Annotated in this window: 21 protein-coding genes; 12 read left to right on the forward strand and 9 right to left on the reverse strand. The window is 71.1% G+C overall.

Going from position 1 to position 19,714, the window contains the following annotated elements:
- Positions 1-31: 31 nt before the first annotated feature.
- The 3 genes from Dsi01nite_RS09065 (at position 32) to Dsi01nite_RS09075 (ending at position 2,456) form a co-directional block, all read left to right on the forward strand.
- Positions 32-1,240 carry a hypothetical protein gene (locus tag Dsi01nite_RS09065; protein ID WP_203845601.1) on the forward strand — a complete coding sequence of 403 codons (1,209 nt, stop codon included), beginning with the start codon at positions 32-34 and terminating at the stop codon, positions 1,238-1,240.
- A gap of 314 nt (positions 1,241-1,554) precedes the next feature.
- Positions 1,555-2,073, forward strand: coding sequence for a peptidoglycan-binding domain-containing protein (locus tag Dsi01nite_RS09070; RefSeq protein ID WP_203845602.1), 519 nt, complete (start codon positions 1,555-1,557; stop codon positions 2,071-2,073).
- Between the two features lie 38 nt (positions 2,074-2,111).
- Positions 2,112-2,456 (forward strand): hypothetical protein, encoded by a 345-nt coding sequence (locus Dsi01nite_RS09075; RefSeq protein ID WP_203845603.1) that lies wholly within the window; start codon positions 2,112-2,114, stop codon positions 2,454-2,456.
- Positions 2,457-2,515: 59 nt separating this feature from the next.
- Here the strand turns inward: Dsi01nite_RS09075 and Dsi01nite_RS09080 are convergent, their stop codons facing one another.
- On the reverse strand, positions 2,516-3,592 hold the full coding sequence (locus tag Dsi01nite_RS09080) for a saccharopine dehydrogenase family protein (RefSeq protein ID WP_203845604.1): 1,077 nt from the start codon (positions 3,590-3,592) through the stop codon (positions 2,516-2,518).
- A 102-nt stretch (positions 3,593-3,694) separates the two neighbouring features.
- On the opposite strand from Dsi01nite_RS09080, the gene Dsi01nite_RS09085 reads away from it, so the two are divergent.
- Positions 3,695-4,261: a TetR/AcrR family transcriptional regulator gene (locus Dsi01nite_RS09085; RefSeq protein WP_203845605.1), complete on the forward strand. Its 567-nt coding sequence runs from the start codon at positions 3,695-3,697 to the stop codon at positions 4,259-4,261.
- Between the two features lie 9 nt (positions 4,262-4,270).
- On the opposite strand, the gene Dsi01nite_RS09090 is transcribed toward Dsi01nite_RS09085, so the two are convergent.
- Positions 4,271-5,230, reverse strand: a complete 960-nt coding sequence (locus tag Dsi01nite_RS09090) for a quinone oxidoreductase family protein (protein ID WP_203845606.1) — start codon at positions 5,228-5,230, stop codon at positions 4,271-4,273.
- Between the two features lie 204 nt (positions 5,231-5,434).
- Between Dsi01nite_RS09090 and Dsi01nite_RS09095 the strand changes: the two genes are divergently transcribed.
- Positions 5,435-6,628: an MFS transporter gene (locus tag Dsi01nite_RS09095; RefSeq protein ID WP_203845607.1), complete on the forward strand. Its 1,194-nt coding sequence runs from the start codon at positions 5,435-5,437 to the stop codon at positions 6,626-6,628.
- A 95-nt stretch (positions 6,629-6,723) separates the two neighbouring features.
- Here the strand turns inward: Dsi01nite_RS09095 and Dsi01nite_RS09100 are convergent, their stop codons facing one another.
- Entirely contained in the window at positions 6,724-7,980 is a 1,257-nt protein-coding gene (locus Dsi01nite_RS09100) for an MFS transporter (protein WP_203845608.1), read from the reverse strand.
- Positions 7,981-8,215: 235 nt separating this feature from the next.
- The gene (locus Dsi01nite_RS09105; protein ID WP_239135788.1) at positions 8,216-9,190 is read right to left on the reverse strand and encodes a LysR family transcriptional regulator; all 975 of its coding nucleotides are present in this window, start codon (positions 9,188-9,190) and stop codon (positions 8,216-8,218) included.
- A gap of 73 nt (positions 9,191-9,263) precedes the next feature.
- On the opposite strand from Dsi01nite_RS09105, the gene Dsi01nite_RS09110 reads away from it, so the two are divergent.
- Complete coding sequence (locus Dsi01nite_RS09110; protein ID WP_203845609.1) at positions 9,264-9,977, forward strand: hypothetical protein; 714 nt, start codon at positions 9,264-9,266, stop codon at positions 9,975-9,977.
- 52 nt (positions 9,978-10,029) lie between these two features.
- Here Dsi01nite_RS09110 and Dsi01nite_RS09115 read toward each other — a convergent pair whose 3' ends face one another.
- The gene (locus Dsi01nite_RS09115) at positions 10,030-10,998 is read right to left on the reverse strand and encodes an EamA family transporter (RefSeq protein WP_203845610.1); all 969 of its coding nucleotides are present in this window, start codon (positions 10,996-10,998) and stop codon (positions 10,030-10,032) included.
- A gap of 38 nt (positions 10,999-11,036) precedes the next feature.
- Here Dsi01nite_RS09115 and Dsi01nite_RS09120 point away from each other — a divergent pair, with 38 nt between their 5' ends.
- The gene (locus Dsi01nite_RS09120; protein ID WP_203845611.1) at positions 11,037-11,567 is read left to right on the forward strand and encodes a CGNR zinc finger domain-containing protein; all 531 of its coding nucleotides are present in this window, start codon (positions 11,037-11,039) and stop codon (positions 11,565-11,567) included.
- A gap of 78 nt (positions 11,568-11,645) precedes the next feature.
- On the opposite strand, the gene Dsi01nite_RS09125 is transcribed toward Dsi01nite_RS09120, so the two are convergent.
- Complete coding sequence (locus Dsi01nite_RS09125) at positions 11,646-11,957, reverse strand: hypothetical protein (protein WP_203845612.1); 312 nt, start codon at positions 11,955-11,957, stop codon at positions 11,646-11,648.
- Positions 11,958-12,153: 196 nt separating this feature from the next.
- On the opposite strand from Dsi01nite_RS09125, the gene Dsi01nite_RS09130 reads away from it, so the two are divergent.
- Together Dsi01nite_RS09130 and Dsi01nite_RS09135 are read left to right on the forward strand one after the other, a co-directional pair.
- A complete protein-coding gene (locus Dsi01nite_RS09130) occupies positions 12,154-12,867 on the forward strand; it encodes a DUF5919 domain-containing protein (protein WP_373318746.1) in 714 nt (237 codons plus the stop codon).
- 5 nt (positions 12,868-12,872) lie between these two features.
- Complete coding sequence (locus Dsi01nite_RS09135; RefSeq protein WP_203845614.1) at positions 12,873-13,346, forward strand: NUDIX domain-containing protein; 474 nt, start codon at positions 12,873-12,875, stop codon at positions 13,344-13,346.
- A 741-nt stretch (positions 13,347-14,087) separates the two neighbouring features.
- Here the strand turns inward: Dsi01nite_RS09135 and Dsi01nite_RS09140 are convergent.
- Positions 14,088-14,606 carry a P-loop nucleotide/nucleoside kinase family protein gene (locus Dsi01nite_RS09140; protein ID WP_203845615.1) on the reverse strand — a complete coding sequence of 173 codons (519 nt, stop codon included), beginning with the start codon at positions 14,604-14,606 and terminating at the stop codon, positions 14,088-14,090.
- Between the two features lie 119 nt (positions 14,607-14,725).
- On the opposite strand from Dsi01nite_RS09140, the gene Dsi01nite_RS09145 reads away from it, so the two are divergent.
- A complete protein-coding gene (locus Dsi01nite_RS09145) occupies positions 14,726-15,229 on the forward strand; it encodes a TolB family protein (protein ID WP_203845616.1) in 504 nt (167 codons plus the stop codon).
- A gap of 67 nt (positions 15,230-15,296) precedes the next feature.
- Complete coding sequence (locus Dsi01nite_RS58270; protein WP_275423345.1) at positions 15,297-15,422, forward strand: hypothetical protein; 126 nt, start codon at positions 15,297-15,299, stop codon at positions 15,420-15,422.
- Positions 15,423-15,429: 7 nt separating this feature from the next.
- On the opposite strand, the gene Dsi01nite_RS09150 is transcribed toward Dsi01nite_RS58270, so the two are convergent.
- Both Dsi01nite_RS09150 and Dsi01nite_RS09155 read right to left on the reverse strand, forming a co-directional pair.
- A complete protein-coding gene (locus tag Dsi01nite_RS09150; RefSeq protein WP_203845617.1) occupies positions 15,430-15,642 on the reverse strand; it encodes a hypothetical protein in 213 nt (70 codons plus the stop codon).
- Positions 15,643-16,104: 462 nt separating this feature from the next.
- Entirely contained in the window at positions 16,105-16,584 is a 480-nt protein-coding gene (locus Dsi01nite_RS09155) for a GNAT family N-acetyltransferase (protein WP_239135789.1), read from the reverse strand.
- Positions 16,585-16,889: 305 nt separating this feature from the next.
- Between Dsi01nite_RS09155 and Dsi01nite_RS09160 the strand changes: the two genes are divergently transcribed.
- Positions 16,890-19,703: a PQQ-dependent sugar dehydrogenase gene (locus tag Dsi01nite_RS09160; protein WP_203845618.1), complete on the forward strand. Its 2,814-nt coding sequence runs from the start codon at positions 16,890-16,892 to the stop codon at positions 19,701-19,703.
- The last annotated feature ends 11 nt before the right edge of the window (positions 19,704-19,714 follow it).

A 19,714-nucleotide genomic window follows, 5' to 3' on the forward strand; every position in this document is an offset into this window, starting at 1 on the left:
GCCGCCGTGCTGAGGTGTCTACGGTGCTCCGGTGATCAACGTCGGGGAGAACAGCGCCAGGCGGCCGTCGAGGTGGATCGTCGCTCTGGCCGGCATCGGCGGCGCGGCCGCGCTCGGGCTGCACAGCGGTCAAGGCGCGCTCGGCGTCGAGGCGACCGTCGCCGCCACCATGGTCGCGCTGATCCTGCATCTGGTCATCCACGAAGGTGGCCATCTCCTCATCGCGCTGCTGACCGGACTGAAGGTCACCGGTGTGCAGATCTCGCTGCGCGCCGGGCACCAGAGCAAGGTGACCGTCCGGCCGAAGCCCTCTCAGGCCGGGCTGCCGGCGCGGATGGTGGCGTTCATCCTCGGTGGGCCGCTCGCCAACCTGGGATGCGCGGCGCTGACCTATCAGCTCGCGATGCGACCGATGCCGGTGCTCGCACGGTATGCGCTCCTCGCCGCCGCGATCACCGGCGCGGTGTTCGGATCGGGCAATCTGCTGCCGTTTCGAGTGGGGTCCGGGCAGCGCTCGGACGGGGCGAACCTGCTGCGCTGGACGTTCCGGTCCGGCCAGGCGCGGGCCGAGCTGGACCGCGGGCAGCGGCTCATCCGCACCGTCCAGACGGTCAAGAACATCGCCGGAGGCAACGTCGACACGGCGCGGCTGGACACCATCCTCGCCAAGGCCGAAGATCCCCTCGTGCTCCTGGCGGCCTTCGTGCATCGGTGGGGGAACGGGTTCGACACCGACAACGGCCAGCTCATCGCCGACGCCGAACGCCTCAGCGCCATCGCGCACGACAAGGACACGCATCCGGTGCGTGCCGGGCTCATCGCCGGACAACTGGCGACGTTCTTCGGGATGTCGCACCTGCATGCCGCGATCGTGCACGGCAAGCCCGTGGACCGTCCGAACGCCGACGAGATCATCGAGCTGGGCGAGCTCGGCGTCCGGCTGCGCGACACCCCGGACACCCGGATCGGGCTAGCCGTCACGCGGCTCCTGGACCACCGGCCCGAGGAGGCGCGCACCCTGCTCGTCGGCATCCGGCCCGGGACCGCCACCCCAGCCGCTGACGCGCTGGCCCTCCAGGTCCGCGCCGTCGCCGAGCTCTACCTCGGCGACCACGCACAGGCCGATCGGCTCGTCGCCGCCGTCGGCAAACTCAACCCGGCGATCCGGGAGATGCTGACCGTGCTGCGCGCACCGACCGCGGGTCGGCCGCCCACGCTGGTCCAACCCGACCCGGCATAGCGACGACGGCACTCCACCGGATCGACTGGACACCCCGAGCCGGCCTGCTGCCCGCCGCATCCTGAACGCGGACGATCCCAGGGTCGTGTGCTCCCGCACCCTGAGGACGGCCGGCTGGGATTGCCGGCCCGGTCCCGCGCCTGCGCGCCCACGGGTTGTCCGACGTTGTTTGTCCGGCCCCGGCCGGCCTGTCGGACATCCTCCGCGGCGCCGATCGTGAACCCGTCGGACGATCTCGGTCGCCGGCCACGGTCGGCCCTGCGCCTCGGGGGAGCGCAGGGCATCCGATGGGTCCCCCGGGAACGGAGCACCTTATGCAGGGTAGGTTCACGGCGGTCGCCGCGCGCACGGCGGTCGTGCTGGCCACGGTGCTGGGCGTCGCCCTCGGCACGACAGGTTCCGCGTCCGCCCACGTCGTCACCGGCGGCTGGAGCGACAACGATCAGCTGTGCCAGGTCAGTTCATGCGTCAACACCGGCAACCTCGTGCGGCTGTGGCAGTCGATGCTGTGGGTCGAGAACCTGTACAGCGACATCGACGGCGACTTCGGCCCGAACACCGCGAGCGCGACCGCCAAGTGGCAGCGGCTCTACAACTCGCGCGAGGATCCGAACATCGACATCGACGGCTGGGTCGGCTCACAGACGTGGCGCGCCGCCGAACGCACTGGGCTGTACCACTGGTACGACGAGGGCCCTTACGAGAAGTACTCGTACCTCGGCTACGGCACGCCGGCCCACGCGTTCAACATGCGCAAGCACAAGACCACCGGCGTCTGGTCGTTCGAGCACCCGTTCACGAAGGCCTGGCTCGACACGAGCCACGGCAGCTGACCGCGCACCGTTCACCCCTGACGAAAGGAACCAAGGCAATGCTGAAGCGCGCCATCACGGCGATGATGATCGTTGGGATGCTGACCGGAGCGGCGCTCGCCGTGTCCGCCCCGGCCCTCGCCGACGTGGACCCGTGCGGGACCAACGTGTCCATCGACCCCTGGACGACGTCGCCCAACGGGACCAAGGCCCGCAAGTGGTACTGGTTCTACCACAACTGCGGCGCGGGCTCGGTCCGCCGCGTGGTCGACATCGAGGGCGGCGACGACAGCCCGTGCTACACGATCACCGGGCGCGGCTACTCGCCGACCATCACCAAGGTCGAGGTCCTGTACACCAACGGCAAGGTCGTCAACCACTACGTGACCACGAAGACCTGCTGAACTGCGACAGGGGCCGGCTGGCATTCGCCGGTCGGCCCCGACTTCGTGGACGGCTTCGGTCAGTCGCCGAGGATCCGGTACTCACCGCCGCAGGACTCGGCCAGGGTGGGGCCGAAGAGCGCGGCCGGGGTGTACGCGCCCGGCTTGCCCTGACCGTCGAGCAGTCGGCGGACCACCTCGGCCGGCACCGCGCCCGTCCAGGCCTGTGCCTCACCGACGCGCAGCCAGCCCTCGCGCGTGCTGCCGTCCGCCCACTCGATGAGGGCGTGACCCCACGAGTGCTCACGCGGTTTCGGTGCCGCCTTGACCCGCACCGCGGCCAGTCGCCGGCGCGCGAAGGCGCGGACCGGCCCGATGTTCAGCAGCGCGGTCGCCGCCGGGAGGACCGCGCGGACGAGCGGAGACGCCGGGGCCTCGCTGGAGGCGGCGACCACGTCCGCGGCGCCGCTGGCCCGCTGGGCGGCGAGCAGCTCGCCGAGCGGCATGCTCGCCGTGGTGACGGCCGAGCCGTCGGGCAGGACGAGCCGGATCGGGTCGCCGGCGAGCCGGTCGGGCCCGAGCCGGCCGTCGCGGTATCGCCGGCCCTGGAACCGTCCGCCGCCCTCGACCCCCGGCAGGCCCTCCACGATGGTGCCCGCGAGCGCGTCGCCGACGGCGCCGGCCTCGACGGTCAGCGACGGCACCATGTCGACCCGGACCCGCCGCGGGGCCGGCCGCCCCTCGCACAGCTTCACCACGACGCTCTCCGTGGCCGTCACGCCGAACCCGGCGCCGGTGACGGCGGTGCGCCCGGCGGCCGCGAACGCGTCGCCGCGGCCGAGGGTCGCCGACACCGCGGCGAGGTCGTTGGCCAGGTCGAGGTAGTCGCCGGCCGGCAGGCACGCGTCCAGCAGCGGTGCGGCGGTCTCGGTGAACGGCCCGATCGTGTTCACGACCACGGCCGGCCGGTGCCGCCGGATCGCGTCCGCCGTCTCGCCGACGGTGCCGGCCACGACCGTCGGCAGGCCGTCTGCCACGGTCGCGAGCCGTCCGGCGTGGCGCCCGACCAGCACCGGCCGGATGCCCCGGTGCCGCAGTTCGGCGGCGATCGCCCGCGCGCTGCGGCCGGTGCCGCCGAGAATCCACACGTCTGTCATGGCACAGCTCCGCCCTGGTACGGCGGACATCCCGATGATGACACGCCGTGTCATGACGGTACCGCCAATGACACGCCATGTCATCACCGGTACACTTCCGGGATGGCACGATGGCAACCCGACGCGCGGGAGCGGCTGCAACAGGCGGCCCTCGAGCTCTTCGCCGAGCAGGGCTTCGCCGCGACCACGGTGCCGGCGATCACGGAACGGGCCGGCCTGACGACGCGCACGTTCTTCCGGCACTTCGCCGACAAGCGCGAGGTGCTCTTCGCCGACGAGGCCGAGCTGCCCGCGTACGCCGAGCAGCTCGTCGCCCAGGCACCCGCCGGCACCAGCCCCCTCGCGATCATCCTGGAGGGCCTGCGCGGCCTCGCCGAGACCCGGTTCGAGGGCCGTAGGGACACCATCCGGCAGTGGCGCGCCATCGTCGCGACCGACGCCGGCCTGCGCGAGCGCGAGCTGCAGAAACGGGCCGCGATGGCCGCCGCGGTGCGGGACGGTTTCCGGGCCCGCGGCCTCGATCCGACCCGGGCCGCCCTGCTCGCCGAGACGTCGACGACGCTGATGTACGTGTCGGTCACCGTGTGGCTCGAGACCGACGACGACCGCAAGCTCTACGACATCATCGAGACCGCGCTCGCCACGCTGCGGGCAACGCTTGACGCGTAGCGCGGCCCGTCACAGCACCACGACGAGCCGGCTGCCCCGCAGATCGGTGCGTTGCCAGGCGGCCTCGATGTCGCTCAGTGCGACCCGCACGACGTCGAAGGTCAGCTCGCCGGCCTGCGCCCACGCCACGACCTGGCCGTACACCTCCTGCATCGTCTGCGGGCCGAGTCCTTTGGCCGCACCGTAGATCTCGACCCCGGAGGTGCGCAGGCTCTCCGCGGCGAGCGTGAGCCCGGCACCGGCGGACTCGCCGATCTGGATCAGCCGGGTCGGCTTCGGAAACGCGAATGACTCCGGGACCAGCGATCGCAACAGGATCTCGGTCGGCCGGCCCCAGAGGAAGTCCAGCACGATGTCGTACCCGTCCCCCTTGACATCGAGGTACGCCTGCGCCAGCGCCTCGTCCGGCACCGCGGTGTTGATCACCTCATCGGCGCCGAGGGTCCGCACCTCACGCAGCTGGTCGTCGTCGCGACCGGTCGCGACGATCCGTCCGGCGCCGAGCAGCCGGGCCACCTTCACCGCGAGCCGCCCCGCGACCCCGGTCGCGCCCTGCACGAGCACCGTCTCCCCCGGCACGAAGCCGCCGGCGGTCTTGATGGACATGCCGGTGATCGCGGTGCCCAGCACGGTCGCGATCGCCGGGTCGACACCCTCCGCGATCGGCAGGTAGGAGCCCTTGGGCACCACGGTCTTCTCGGCGAGCGCGCCGTAGGGCCGGCGCGGGTTGCCGAACCCGACGAGGGTGCCGTCCGGCAGCGCGCCGATGCCGTCGAAGGCGGGAATCGCCGGCAACTGGGCGGTGTACTGCCCGCTCGCGTAGTGCGTGCCCGCCGCGATGCGCTTGTCGACGGTTTCGACCGCGACCGCCTTCACGTCAATGATCACCTCATCGTCGCCCGCCACGGGATCCGGGAAGTCCTCATAGCGAGGCACGCCACCGATCTCGTGCAACACCGCCGCTTTCATCACACGCCACCTCCGTCTCTCTATCACCGATAGATTGACCCTAGCACTGATAGAGGCCCGGTGGTCACGCCACCACCCTGGACCGGTACGCCCAGGAGGACCGTCACTGACCCGATTCGCCGGTGGTGGTTGTCGAATCCGCCGGGCGTCATTCGTCATCAGAGTGTGGCCCGTCCGGGGCCACACCGAGAGCGGGTGGCCTGCATGACCGTCAACGATCAGCCCAGAGTCGATCAGCCGCTGGTGCGCACAGCGCCGGGGCGGTGGGCCGTGACCGGCGTGTTCTTCCTCAACGGGCTCACGCTGTCGACGTACATCGTGCGGGCACCCTCGTTCAAGGACACCCACCACCTCACCGACGGACAGTTCGGGCTCACCGGTCTGCTGTTCGCGTTGGCCGCGCTGGCCTGCATGCAGTTCGTCGGGCCGCTGACCGCCCGGGTCGGGGCCCGGGCGGTGCTGCGCGTGACCCTCGCGGTCATGCCACTACTGCTGGCCGGCATCGCCGTCGCACCCGGCCCGTGGTGGTTCACCGCCCTGGCACCCGTCCTCGGCGCGGTCCACGGCACCACCGACGCGGCGATGAACACCAGCGCGGTCGCGGTCGAACGCCGGGCCGGCCGCCCGATCCTCAACGGCTGCCACGCGGCCTGGAGCATCAGCGCGGTCGTCGCCGCGCTGTCCACCGCCGCCCTGACCCGCACCGACGTCTCGCTCGCCGCGCACCTCATCACCGCCGGCGCCCTGCTGCTGGCCGCCGGCCTCGTGCTCGGTCCCCGACTGCCGGAGACCGGCCGCGTCGAAGCCAAGGCCGGCGACGCCACCGGGCAGGACGGCGCACCGGGCCGGCGTTCCGGCTGGAGCGGCGCCCTGCTCGTGCTGGGCCTGACCGCCACCGCGCTCATGATCTGCGAGGGTGCGGCGCTCGGCTGGGGCGGCATCTTCCTGCACGAGCAGCGGCACGCCACCCTCAGCATCGCCGCGGCCGCGATCACCGCCTACACCGGCGGCCAGGCCCTGGGCCGGTTGGCGGGCGACCGGCTCACCAGCCGCTGGGGCGGCGACACGCTGTTCCGCCTGGCCGCCGCGATCGCGACCGCCGGCCTCGCCGCCGCTGTGCTGACGCCGCACCCCACCGCGGCGGTGGCCGGCTTCGCCCTGGCCGGACTGGGCTCCTCGGTGCTGATACCGCTGACCTTCAGCGCGGTCGGCCGGCTGCCGGGCAGCACCCCCACAGCGACCCTGGTGTCGCGGCTGACCACGTTCACCTACACCGGGATCCTGCTCGGGCCGGCCCTCATCGGCTGGGCCGCCGACCAGATCGGCCTCGCCGTCACCATGGCCGCGCTGATCCCCCTGCCGCTGATCGTCGCCCTGCTCCCCCGCCCACCGGCCTGAGCGTCAAACGGCCGCGTTCGCGGCGAGCGTCCCGATGAAACGCCGTTCGACCGTGACCCGCGTGCTCCACGGCAACGTCGCGGCAACCGGCCTGGTCACCGCCGCGCAGGCGTTCCTCCGCGCTCTCCCGCTGGACCGCCTCGACCTGTCGCAGCACCGCTTCCATGCTGCCGGGCTGTCCATGGTTGCTCGGTGGTCAGGGCGGCAAGCACCCGCGGCGCGATGACGGTGATCACTGCGGCCAGGACCGCCGGGATCACCATCGCGACCGGCAGCGAGGCCCCCGACGCCACCCCGCCGATGACCGCGGGCCCGATCAGGCCGCCACCGTAGCTGATCGTCGTCACCATCGAGAGGTCCTTCGCCCGCCCCGGAAAGGCGGCACCGACGGTGCTCGACACGACCGGCCAGATGAGTGCCATGCCGGCGCCGACCAGCACCCAGCCGCTCAGCGCCACCGGCAGCGCCGCGCCACCGGTGACCGGCGCGAGCAGCACCGTGGCATAGCCCGTCGTGGCGGTCAGGCCGGCCAGCAGCACCACCCGGGCGGCCCGGACACGGGAGCGCACCGCGTCGCCGAGCAGCCGGACGGCGGTCATCGCCGCGAAGAACATCGTGTAGGTCAGCGAGGCGGTGGCGGGGTCGACGCCAAGCACCTGGCGGGTGTACACGCCCGCCCAGTCGGTCGCCGCTCCCTCCGTCAGGAACGCGGCGGCGCCGATCAGGCTGAGCAGCAGCACCAGCGGCAGCCCCGCGCGGCCACCCGGTGCCGGCTGCCCGTCGGCACCGGCGGCGGTTGGTGACGCCGGGGCGGGCAGCCGTCGCCCCAGATCGGCGGCGGTCAGCGCCGCCACCACCGCACCGGTGACCATGATCAGGCCGACGCCGGCGCCGGCCCGCAGTGCCGCCGCCGTCACCAGCCCACCGCCCAGCGCTCCGAGCGCCCACACGCCGTGCAGGGTCGACATGGCCGGCCGCCGCTCGGCGCGTTCGAGGTCGACGGCCTGCACGGTGAGCGCCACGTTCACCATGCCGAGCAGCACGCCGAAGACCAGGGTGGCCGCCACCAGCGTCCCGGCGGAGCCCGCCAGGGCCGGCCCCGCCAGGGACGCGGCGAGCAGTGGCGCCACCACCCGGAGCAGGCCGCGCCCGGTGAACCGCTCCGCCAGGACACCGGCCAACGGCATGGCGACCAGAGCGCCGAGGCCCAGCACGAGCAGTGCCACGCCGAGCCTGGCCGGCCCGAGGTCGAGGCGCGCGTCGGTGGCCGGCAGGGTGGCGCCCCACAGGGCGTTGAGCACCCCGGTCAGGCCGTAGCAGCCGGCGACCGCGAGTCGGGTTGAGGTCCACATGCCCTCACTCTGGCCGCGCCCGCTCCCGGCGGTCCAACACCTGCTGCGACCGGATCAACGCAGTTTCGTTGTCAATCACGCGTCTTGGTTGTCAATCACGCGTCGTCGTCGTCGATCACGCGTCGTCGTCGTCGATCACGCGTCGTCGTCGTCGATCACGCGTCGTCGTTGTCGATCACGCGTCGTCGTTGTCGATCGCACGTCGTCGTTGTCGATCACGCGTCTTCGTTGTCGATCACGCGTCCGGGCGCCACGCCAGCTCGGGCACGGTCAGCCAGCCCTCGGCCGCGGCCAGCTCCGCCGCCGACTCCAGCAGCGCCCGCAGCCCGGGACGGTGATGCTCCCCGGCCCGCCAGACCAGACTCCACGGGTAGACGGCACCCGGCTCCACCAACGGCCGCAGCACCGCACCAGGCACCGGCGCCTGGTCCAGCAAGGTCAGCACGGGCGACTCCCGCACCTGGACGTGATATGCCAGTTCCTCGATGCTGTGCACGTACGGATGCGCACCGCCGCCGTCCACGGGGGCACCGCACGACTGCAACAGCCGCCGGGCCGCGTCCTCCCACTCCGGCGTGACGTGGTCCCCGGCCAGCCAGCACACCTGCGCGTCGCGCAGAGCGGCCAGCGGCACCGCGGACTGCTCGGCCAGCGCGCTGCGAACCGGCACCAGCAACGCCAACGGCTCCCAGCGGATCAGCCGATGAGCGAGGCCACTCGCCGCTGCGCCGCGGACGCTACTCTCCGCGGCGCCCTGCCGGCCGAACGTCGCATCGAGACGGTGCTCGCCGAGCAACGCGGTCGCGCGGCCCATCCCGCCCTCGAAGCGGGCGAAGAACTCCGTCGCCGGCTCCTGCGCCCGGGCGCCAGTCAGCACCCGCGCCGGGGTCAGGCCCGGTGCCACGACGTTCACCAGCAACGTCGTCTCCCCACCCCGCAGCTCGCGCACCGTCTCGTCATGCAGGACCAGCAGCCGCCGCGCCCGGGGCAGCAGCAGCTCACCGGCCGGAGTCAGCGCGACCCGGCGGCTCGTCCGGTCGAACAGCGCCATCCCGACGCGTTCCTCGAGGCGTTGCACATCGCGGCTGAGCGCCTGCTGGGCAATGAAGAGCCGCGCCGCGGCCCGCCCGAAATGCAGTTCATCGGCCACCGCGACGAAGTGCCGCAGCAGCCGCACATCGAGGTCGGGCCACGTTCTGGACGTCATCATCACCCCCGCTCAAAGACGCCGTTCTGCCGACGGTACGCCGACCGCGCTGGTAACGGCTTCCTACCCTGGCGGCATGCAGCTGACCGAGTTGAGCGCCGCGGGGTTCCGGACCTCCGTCAGCGTGTTCCGGCGACCCACCGGCGGGCTGCGCTGGGTGATCATCCCGACGATCCACATGGGACACACCGACTACTACTGGGCGATCTGGCAGCGGCTGCGGTCCTGCCGGGCGGTCATCGCCGAGACCTGGGACGGGCCCAGCTCGACCGGGATGGCCTACGCCAACGCGATGCGCCTGGCCCGGCAACGCGCCAGCCGTGACCTGGTGCCCCAGGACATCGACTACGGCGCGCTGGGCGTACCGATCATATTCCCCGACGAATACCTGGTGCCGCAGGCGGACCCGGACCGCCGGATGTCCCGCGCGGAGCGGCTGAACGCGACCGTGATGACACCGATCCTGGCGCTGCACATGGCACTCACGGGCGACTGGCTCAGCACCGCACCACTCGAACTTCACGACCACACCGAGGTGCAGCGGGATGCCGAGACCATCAAACGGGACGACCTCCTGCTCGACGCGATACGGGAGATCGACGGCGAGTTCAGCACCGAGGACATGGAGGTGGCCGTCGTCTTCGGGGCGCTGCACATGCCGCTCGTCGTCCGCGAGCTGACCAGGGCCGGCCACCGGGTGACGCCCGACGTCCAGTGGCTGACCGCGATCGACTACGACGAGCCGCCGTACCTGCGCAAGCCCCCGCTGGACGGGTGGATGGACTGGTAACCGGCTGCGGCGTGGCGCGCTTGCCCGCCGACCGGCACGGGCACCCGGTGCGCTACGCGGCCACCGGTTCAGGGACCTCGGCCGGGGCCGGTTCGGGCTGCTCGTCGGCGCGGACCAGAGCGATCCCGGCCAGCACGACCACGCCGCCGGCCAGTTGCCAGCCGCCCGGCGCCTGGCCCAGCGCGGCCCAGGCGAACAGCACGGCGAAGAGCACCTCGGTCAGGCCGACGAACGAGGCGACCTTCGCGCCGAGCAGCCGGGTCGCGGCGATGCCGGACGCGTAGGCCAGCGCGGCGGCCACGACGGCCAGTCCGGCAATCGGCACGATCCAGCTCAGCTGCGTGCCCACCAGGGTGACCGGGTCCGCGCTGGTGTGGAACGGCAGCAGGCCGGTCACGTCGAACGCGGCAAGGCCGAGCGCGCCGACGACCATCCCGGCCCAGGCCAGCGCGATCGGCGGGAGCGCGCCGTCGCCGCGGGAGGCGATGACGAAGTACACGGCCAGGCCCGTGCCGGCCAGCGCGCCCCACGCAACGCCGGCCGCGTCCAGGCTGCCACCGCCGGGATCGAGCACGAGCACCAGACCGGCCAGGGCCGCGAGGCCGCCGAGGACGGTGCGCCGGCCCGGGCGGCGGCCGTGACGCAGCCAGACCCAGACGACGACGAGCAGGATGCCGCCGTACTCCAGCAGCAGCGCCACCCCGACGTCGAGCCGGCGGACCGCGTTGAAGAAGAACAGCTGGCACCCGGCAATCGCGACGAGCCCGAACGTGAGCACCTCGCCGACGGCCCGGCGCAGCAACCCGAACCGGCCACGCAGGGCGATGAGCGCGGGCGGGGTGAGCACCAGCGCCGCGATCGCGATCCGCACCGTCACCACCGCGCCCGGCGACCAGCCGGTCGCCATGAGCGCACCGGCGAACGGGCCGGACGTGCCGAACATCGCCGCCGACGCCAACGCCAGCCCCAGCCCGGCGGCACCCCGCGCCCGCCCGTCATGAGTAAAACGCGTTATGCTCATGACCGGCACGCTAGCCGTACCGCTCGTAAGGAGTCAAGATGCTTTTTGCGCATGACACGGAGGTCGCGCTCGTGGCGACCGCGGCAATGATCAACGCGGACCTCTCCGATGTCGCCGCGCTCGACGCATTCCTGGACCCGTGGGGCTGGACCGGCGCCCGCGCCCACGACGACGCCGAACTGGCCGCGGTCCAGGCCGCCTGCGTCCGCATGCGCGAGTTCTGGAACGCCGACGAGGACGCCGCGGTGGAGCTCGCCAACGCGCTGCTCCGCGAGGGCGGTGCGCTGCCGCAGTTGCTCCGGCACGACGGGTGGGACTACCACCTGCACGCCACCCCGCCGGACGCGTCCCTCGACGTGCGGATGACCGTGGAGACGGCGATGGCGATGATCGACGTGATCCGCCTTCAGCAGCTGGACCGACTGCGGATCTGCGCGGCCGACGACTGCGACGCGGTCCTCGTGGACCTGTCGAAGAACCGCTCTCGGCGCTTCTGCGAGGGCGGCTGCGGCAACCGCGGCAACGTGGCCGCGTACCGCGCCCGCCGCGCGGCCCGCCAGCCCGGATAGCCCCCGCCCTCGACCGCGGCAGACTCCCACAGGTCTTGGTCCCCGATCGCTGCACCGGCCGAGGCGAACGCCGCCCGTTCAGGCGAGTTCAGAGACAGCGAGCATCAGCGCCGTAGCGGTCTCCCGCCGGAGAAGGATCGTGCGACCACGGACCGGTTCGGCGAGGTACCAAGGCCGCGCGACAGGGAGCTCCACGGCTGCCAGTTCGATGTGTTCGTCGGTACCGTCCGCCTCGGCGAACCTGTGAACGCAGATACCGATGGAGGGGTCGTTCGTGTCGATCACGATGGGCGCAGAACGGTGCCAGCGCTCGTAGCGATGACCGTCGTCTCCCTCGACACCAAAAGCCGTGCAGGCCGTGCGCGTGCACCAATCCGGATGCTTGTCCATCTCGTCGCTCCCTACCGCGAAGGTGCTGGTTGGACGCACCCACCGGGCCAGGGGCATCCGTTACGGCACGTTGCCAGTCGCCGCAGGACGGTGAAACGTCCCTTGGGACGCATTCCAGGACGTCTTTGTGTCCCAGAAACGTCCCACAAACGTCCGATAGCCTCCAGAGATGCCGAACACGCGCCTGCGCACCGCAATGCTGCGCGCTGGGACTGAAGCCCGCGACCTGGCCGCCGCGGTCGGCGTTGACACGAAAACCGTCGACCGCTGGATCAGCGGCAGGACACCCCACCGGCGGAGCCGACTCGCGGTCGCCGAGGCTTTGGGCGAAGAAGAGGCGACACTCTGGCCGTCGGCGCGCCCCGACCAAGCCGCCGGCGCGCCCGCCATCTCAGAGGTCGTCGGCGCGTACGCCCACCGCGCGGACATCCCACAAGACCTCTGGGTCTCACTACTGTCCGGGGCGCGGGAACGCATCGATCTACTCGGCTACGCCTACCCGTTCGTGCTCGAGCTGATGCCGGACGCCGCCCGCCGTATCGCTACCAAGGCCACCGGCGGCGTGTCGGTGCGCATGGCATTCGCCGACCCGGACTGCGCCCACGTGCTGGAGCGCGACGCACTCGAACAACTCAACGGCTCACTGCCCGGCCGGATCCGCAACGCCCTGAGCTACCTCGACAACCTGACCAGCATGGACAACGTCACCATCGGCCTGCATCAGATCCACCTGTACAACGCGATCTACCGCTTCGACGACCAGATGATCGTCACCCCATACCTCTACCGCGCCCGCGGGTACCAACACCCGGCGCTGCACCTGCGGAAGCTGACGAGCCATGGCATCTTCGAGTCGTTCGCCGAACAGCTCACCGAAATCTGGGCGACCGTCCGCCCACTGGAGGCCTGATCCTCATGAGTCGTAGAACCGATTACTACAACGACCCCGACGCCCCGCCCGCCACCCGGATCGTGCCGGGAGCACAGGTCCTCATCACCGACCAGTCAGGCAGGGTCCTCCTCCAGCGACGAGCCGACTCCGGAAACTGGTCCGCACCCGGTGGCGTCATGGACATCGGCGAGACCCTCGCCGAGACCGCGGTCCGTGAGGTGAAGGAAGAGACCGGGCTCGACGTCGAGATCACTGGACTGCTCGGGCTCTACACCGACCCGCGACATGTCATCGCCTACGCGGACGGTGAGGTACGGCAGGAGTTCGTGGTCGCGTTCACCGGCCGACCCATCGGAGGTCAGCTCGAGATTTCCGACGAGTCAACAGAACTGCGGTGGGTTCCCATCACCGAAACCGATGACCTACCCATGCACCAGACCGCGCGGCTGCGGTTGCAACACCTCGCCGAAGGGCGGCTCACTCCACATCTCGGCTGACAGCCAGTTACGCAGCCCTGCGGGGAGACGGAGCTGGAGAACCGCCCGCCGATCGTGGCGTCGACGAGCGCGTCGTGGTCGTCGCCCGGGACCTCGGCGACGTCCAGGAACCATTTCAGTGCCAACGTGCATACCGGATACCAGTGCTCGTCAGCGCCCGACCGCGCCGCCACCGTCGCGACCAGGGCGGCGGCGGTGGCCTCCCAGGCGGCGAAGGCCGCGTGGGGCTCGGTGGGCAGCGGCAGGTGCCGCGCGAACATCCCGACCAGGTCCTCGAGGAACGTCCGCCAGTCCAGCAGCGCCCCGGCGACCGCGTCGAGCGTCTCCTCGGGCGTCGTGATCGAGTCCTGGGCGCCGTTCCACCGGACGGTCAGCGCACCGTCGGCGGTGTGGCCGCCCATCTGGGCGTTCCAGCCGCACGCCCAGGAGCCGTAGTGCTCGACGAGGGCCTGCTCCATCGCCCGCTGCCAGGCCCAGCGCGCGTCGGCCGCGACGCGATCGAAGCCACGGACCGGGTCGTACCGGTACGGCGCCGGCACCCCGCCCGCCGGGGCCAACGCCCGCACGACGTCGTGCACGGTGTCCGGGTCGAACGGATGCCGGACGGGGTCGACGTCAGCCCAGGTAAGGGATTCGATCACCGTCGCCGGCCATCGTGCCACGGCACCCGCGACGGCGACGTCCCCTCAAGCATCTGCGGTGCCGATCGCCGCACGCCGTGGATCAGTGTTTGGGCGGCGGTCAGGTCCTGACGGCCGCTGCGATCTGCAGTGCGGCCTCGGCGGGCGTGAGGTGGGTGGTGTCGACGACCTCTGCCTCGGCGTGGAGCCAGGTGCGGGCCGCCTCGGCGTAGGGCTCCAGGTACTTGAGGCGGAACGGGGACGGGACGACGTGTTCCCGCTCGATGCGTCCGCGGAGGGTGCCCTGGTCGGCGTGCAGGACGAAGTGTCTGACCGGGATCGCGTGCTGGTCGAGGCCCGCGCTGATCTCGCGCCAGTACTGCTCGACCAGGACGGTCATGGGGATCACCAGGGTGCCGCCGGTGTACTCGAGCACCCGGCGGGCGGTTTCGACGACAAGCGGTCGCCACGGTGGCCAGTGCTGGAAGTTGTCCGTCTCGGGCAACCCCGGCGTGATGCTCATGAGTGTCCCGCCCACCGTCTCGGCGTCGAACACCCGGGAATCCGGGATCAATGGCTGCACGAGTGCGCTGGTCGTGGTCTTGCCCGCGCCGTGGGTGCCGTTGATCCATACGATCACGGGATCCGATGGTAGTGGGCGCGGGATTTGCGGTTCCGGGCCAGGAACCGTTCAGGTGCAGCGCGGTTGCGCCGATGGTCTCAGCGTCACACGGACGCGACGGACCACAGGGGGCACGGATGAACCGCACCACGATCACGAAGACGCTCGCACTCGCCGGGTTCGCCGCCGCCGCTGGAGTCAGCAGCCTGATCGGCGCGACCGCCGCGCACGCGGCCCACGCCGGCACCGACGTCTACGCCCGCGCCGGCGTCATCTACTCCAGCACCGCCGGTCGCGAGACCCGCCTCACCGAGGACGAGGTCAACGCGGAGCCGGCGCTGTCCCCCGACGGCAAGCGCATCACCTACGTGCACAACAACACCGTCTGGGTCATGCGCGCCAACGGCGCCGGCAAGCACCAGGTCAGCGACCGCACCGCGACCGCACCCGTTTGGGCACCGGACAGCACCCACATCACGTACACCGCGACGTCCTGCACCGGTGCCCCCGGCACGTTCCGCGTCGGCCTCGCCGGCGGCACCGCCTCCGAGGCGGTCCTGCCCGCCGCGTGCCGCGACCAGGAAGCTCCCCAGGTCGGCTACATCACCGACCAGCCCGGCGACCAGCCCGCCGCGAACTGACCCTCACCACCTGACAGCTGCGCCGTGGACAACCGTTCCGCACCGAACGGCCGACAGACTTCTCAGCATGGTGGTGATCAGCAGCTGGCGCCCGGAAGACCGGCCGCAGGGAACGCTCGACGTGGCCCGCGAGTTGGTCACCGTGTGGATCGTGCATCTGCAGCGGTCCTACCGGATGATCCGCAACGCCTGACCGGCACTCAAGCCGCACGACGACCATCGGCGCTCGGCGCACCGCCCCCTCCGGGCAACGGCAGCACGTGCGCGATCGTCAGCCGCCTGGTCTCCTCCTCCTGGCGGATCTTCTCGCGCTTGGTCTCACCCACCTGCTTCGCGATTTCACGCACTGCCAGCCACAGGCCACCGCCCCCGAACAGGGCGATGACCAAGGGCGTCAGGTCCGCGGCCGTCATGTCTGGGATGGTCCCACGCCGCTCCGACACCACCGCACCGTCACCACAGGGCTCCGGTGCCCCGAAACCCCCTCTTTTCGGTCATTCACGAGCACTGTTGAGTGGACAGGTACCGCAGCAGGCCAGGACCGCTTCCGCCGGCGACGCCTGAAGGTCCTTGTGCGCCACACCCTTGAACATGGTTGTCGGGAAGTTCATCGCCTTGCAGATCAGGCCGGTGTAGAAGTCGACGTTCAGCTGACCTTGCTGGCCGGCGCCGCCCGGGGTCGTAGTTCTTGTACACCCGGTAGCCGAAGTCCTCGAGACGGACACCTTCCGGCGAGCGGCGGTGCAGCGCGTCGACCGCCCACACCCGCACGTACGGATGGGCGAGCGTCGACGATGCCGGCCCGGGGGAGGTGAGGACGTCCCAGCCCAGCAGCGATCGCGGAAGAACCGGCGCTGTGCCCCGCGGCACCGGAGCTATGCCGGGCGGTTGTCGCGCAAGAGCTGCTCGGTCGAGGCGGCGGCCTGCACCTCCCCGTCCAGGAGGTCTCCGGTGGGCGCGAATCCGAGGCGCTGGTAGAAGCCCGCCGGGCCGTCCTCGCCGGGGACGTAGTAGGTCATGAGCACGTCGTGCCCGCGCCGTCTCGCCTCTTGCGCGACCCCGAGGACGGCGAACGCACCGTAGCCCCGCCCCTGGTGCCCGGCCGCGATGGCGAGCCGCCACAGCGTCGACCTGAAGTGCGGCACCTCGGGGTCGAAGCCGCCCATGACAAAGCCCACGAGCGCATCGCGGTCATAGATCAGCCGCGGCCAGGCGAGGTCGGGTTGGGCGTAGGCCTCGGCCAGCGACTGCGCGACCGACTCGACGAAGCGCTCCTGCCCGGGCTTCAGGTCGATCGCACACGCGTCGCGGACGTTGTCGGGGGTCACCAGCTCCAGGCGCAGATCGGCACGCATCACCCCAGTATGCCGTGGCGACCTGCGGCGAACGGGGCAGCGCTTTTGGTCGGGGTGGCGGAAGTTCAGGACATCTGATCGAAACATCTAGACACGTGGATCTAACTTCCATAGTGTTGGCGTTACGACCCTGAGAGCGCTCTCTCGAAGATCCGTCGGCGCGGATGCCCGGAGGTGCGTTCCGCCCCCAGGGCCGACAACACGGCAGCTTCGGCTGCGGCGCGGCGGCGCGCGCCCTGCCTGGCGAGCCGGTCAGGAAAGGGAAAAACGTGAAGCGACATCGGTCAGTGCGACGATGGCGGCCAATGGCGGCTGCCCTGCTCCTGGTCACCCCGGCGGTCAGCGTGCTCACCGCGGCGGCCACCCCGGCCGCGGCGGCGATCAACCCCGCGGACTTCCAACAGGTCACGCTCGCCAAGGGTGTGGCGGAGACCGGTGAACCCATGGCCATCACCGTGCTGCCGGACCGTTCGGTCCTGCACACGGCACGCAACGGCACGCTGCGGCGCACCGACGTGGCCGGCAACACCACAGTCATCGCCAACATCCCCGTCTACAGCCATGACGAGGAAGGGCTGCAGGGCGTTGCCGCGGACCCGAACTTCGCCAGCAACCGCTACATCTACCTGTACTACGCTCCCCCGCTGAACACCCCGGCCGGTGACGCGCCCGCCAGCGGCACCGCCGCCGACTGGACCACGTGGACCGGCGTCAACCGCCTGGCCCGGTTCACCCTCAACGCCGACAACACGGTCAACCTGGCCAGCCAGGTCACCGTCCTGGACGTGCCGACGAACCGGGGCATGTGCTGCCACGTCGGCGGCGACATCGACTTCGACGCGGCCGGCAACCTGTACCTATCCACCGGCGACGACTCCAACCCGTTCGAGTCCAGCGGATACTCGCCCCTGGACGAGCGCACCAACCGCAACCCCGTCTACGACGCGCAGCGCTCCGCCGGCAACACCAACGACCTGCGCGGCAAGGTCCTGCGGATCAAGGTGAACGCCAACGGGTCGTACAGCGTCCCCAGCGGCAACCTGTTCGCGCCGGGCACCGCCAACACCCGGCCCGAGATCTACGCGATGGGCTTCCGTAACCCGTTCCGGCTGAGCGTCGACAAGGCGACCGGCGTCGTCTACGTCGGTGACTACGGCCCGGACGCGGGCACCACCGACGCCAACCGGGGTCCGTCCGGGCAGGTCGAGTTCAACCGGATCACCTCCCCCGGCAACTACGGGTGGCCGTACTGCACCGGCACCAACACCACGGCCGAGACGTACAACGAGTGGAACTTCGCGACCAACGCGACCGGTCCGAAGTACAACTGCGGCGGAGGTGCCACGAACAACTCCTTCCGCAACACCGGTCAGAGCACCCTGCCCCCGGCCAGGGCCGCCTGGATCCGCTATGCCGGCGACGCCGGATCACCGCCCGCGTTCGGCGGCGGGTCCGAGTCGCCGATGGCCGGTCCGGTGTACCGCTACAACGCCGCCAACCCGTTGACCACGAAGTTCCCCGCCAGCCTGGACGGGCAGTTCTTCGCCGGCGAGTTCGGGCGCGGCTGGATCAAGCCGATCGTCGTCAACGGCGACGGGTCGCCCGGCGCGATCGACAATTTCCCGTGGAACGGCAAGCAGGTCATGGACATGCAGTTCGGTCCCGACGGGTCGCTGTACGTCCTGGACTACGGCACCGGCTACTTCAACGGCGACGCGAACTCGGCGCTGTACCGCTACGACTACGTCGGCACCGGCGGCAACCGGGCACCGACCGCCGTCGCGAGCGCCAACCGGACCTCGGGCGCGGCGCCCCTCGCGGTGACGTTCTCCTCGTCCGGATCCAGCGACCCGGACGGCGGCGCGTTGACGTACTCGTGGGCGTTCGGCGACGGCGGCACGTCCACCGCGGCCAACCCGTCGCACACGTACACGACCAACGGCAGCTTTGTCGCGACCCTCACGGTGCGCGACCCGCAGGGTGCCACCGGCACGGCCAGCGTGCCGATCAGCGTCGGCAACACCGCCCCGGTCGTCACCGTCAACAGTCCGGCATCCGGGCAGCTGGCGGCGTTCGGCGACAGCGTGCCGTGGAGCGTCACGGTCACCGACCCCGAGGACGGCACCATCGACTGCACCAAGGTGACGATGGCCTACGTGCTCGGCCACGACCAGCACGCCCACCAGATCACCTCGCAGACCGGCTGCTCGGGCACCATCACGATCCCGGTCGACGGTGAGCACGACGACGCCTCGAACATCTTCCCGATCTTCGACGCGTCGTACACCGACAAGGGCGGCCTGACCACACACGCGCAGAACATCCTGGCGCCCAAGCACCGGCAGGCCGAGCACTACAAGACGGCGTCGGGCGTCAACAAGTTCGCCAAGACGGCGGCCGAGGGTGGCATGACCGTCGGCGACATCAACAACGGCGACTGGATCGAGTTCGACCCGTACAAGCTCAACAACGCCACCTCGTTCACCGCCCGCGTCGCGTCCGGCGGCACCGGCGGGACGCTACAGCTGCGCACCGGTTCGGCGACCGGCACGATCATCGGCTCGGCCGCCGTGACGCCGACCGGGTCGTGGGAGACGTTCGCCACCGTGACCGGCACCGTCAGCGGCGCACCGGCGGGCACCACGTCGCTGTACCTCACGTTCGCCGGCACCGGCACCGCCGCACTGTTCGACCTGGACAGCTTCACGTTCGCCACCGGCACCACACCGCCGGCGACGAACCTGGCGCTGAACAAACCGGCGACCGCGTCCAGCGTGGAGAACGCCGGCACGCCCGCCTCGAACGCGGTGGACGCGTCGGCGACGACCCGGTGGTCCAGCGCCTTCTCGGATCCACAGTGGATCCAGGTCGACCTGGGCGCCACGTACCCCGTCAACCGCGTCCGCCTGCAGTGGGAGGCCGCGTACGGCTCGGCGTACCAGATCCAGACGTCGACCAACGGCACGACCTGGACGACCGTGCGCTCCGTGACCGGCGGCAACGGCGCCGAGGACAACAACACCGCGCTCAACGCCTCCGGCCGCTACGTGCGCGTCTACGGCACCGCCCGTGGCACCGCGTACGGCTACTCACTGTTCAGCTTCGAGGTCTACAGCTAGGAAGGAGCAAG

Origin of the sequence: Dactylosporangium siamense (assembly GCF_016862795.1) — a bacterium.
In the GTDB taxonomy this organism is placed as follows: domain Bacteria; phylum Actinomycetota; class Actinomycetes; order Mycobacteriales; family Micromonosporaceae; genus Dactylosporangium; species Dactylosporangium siamense.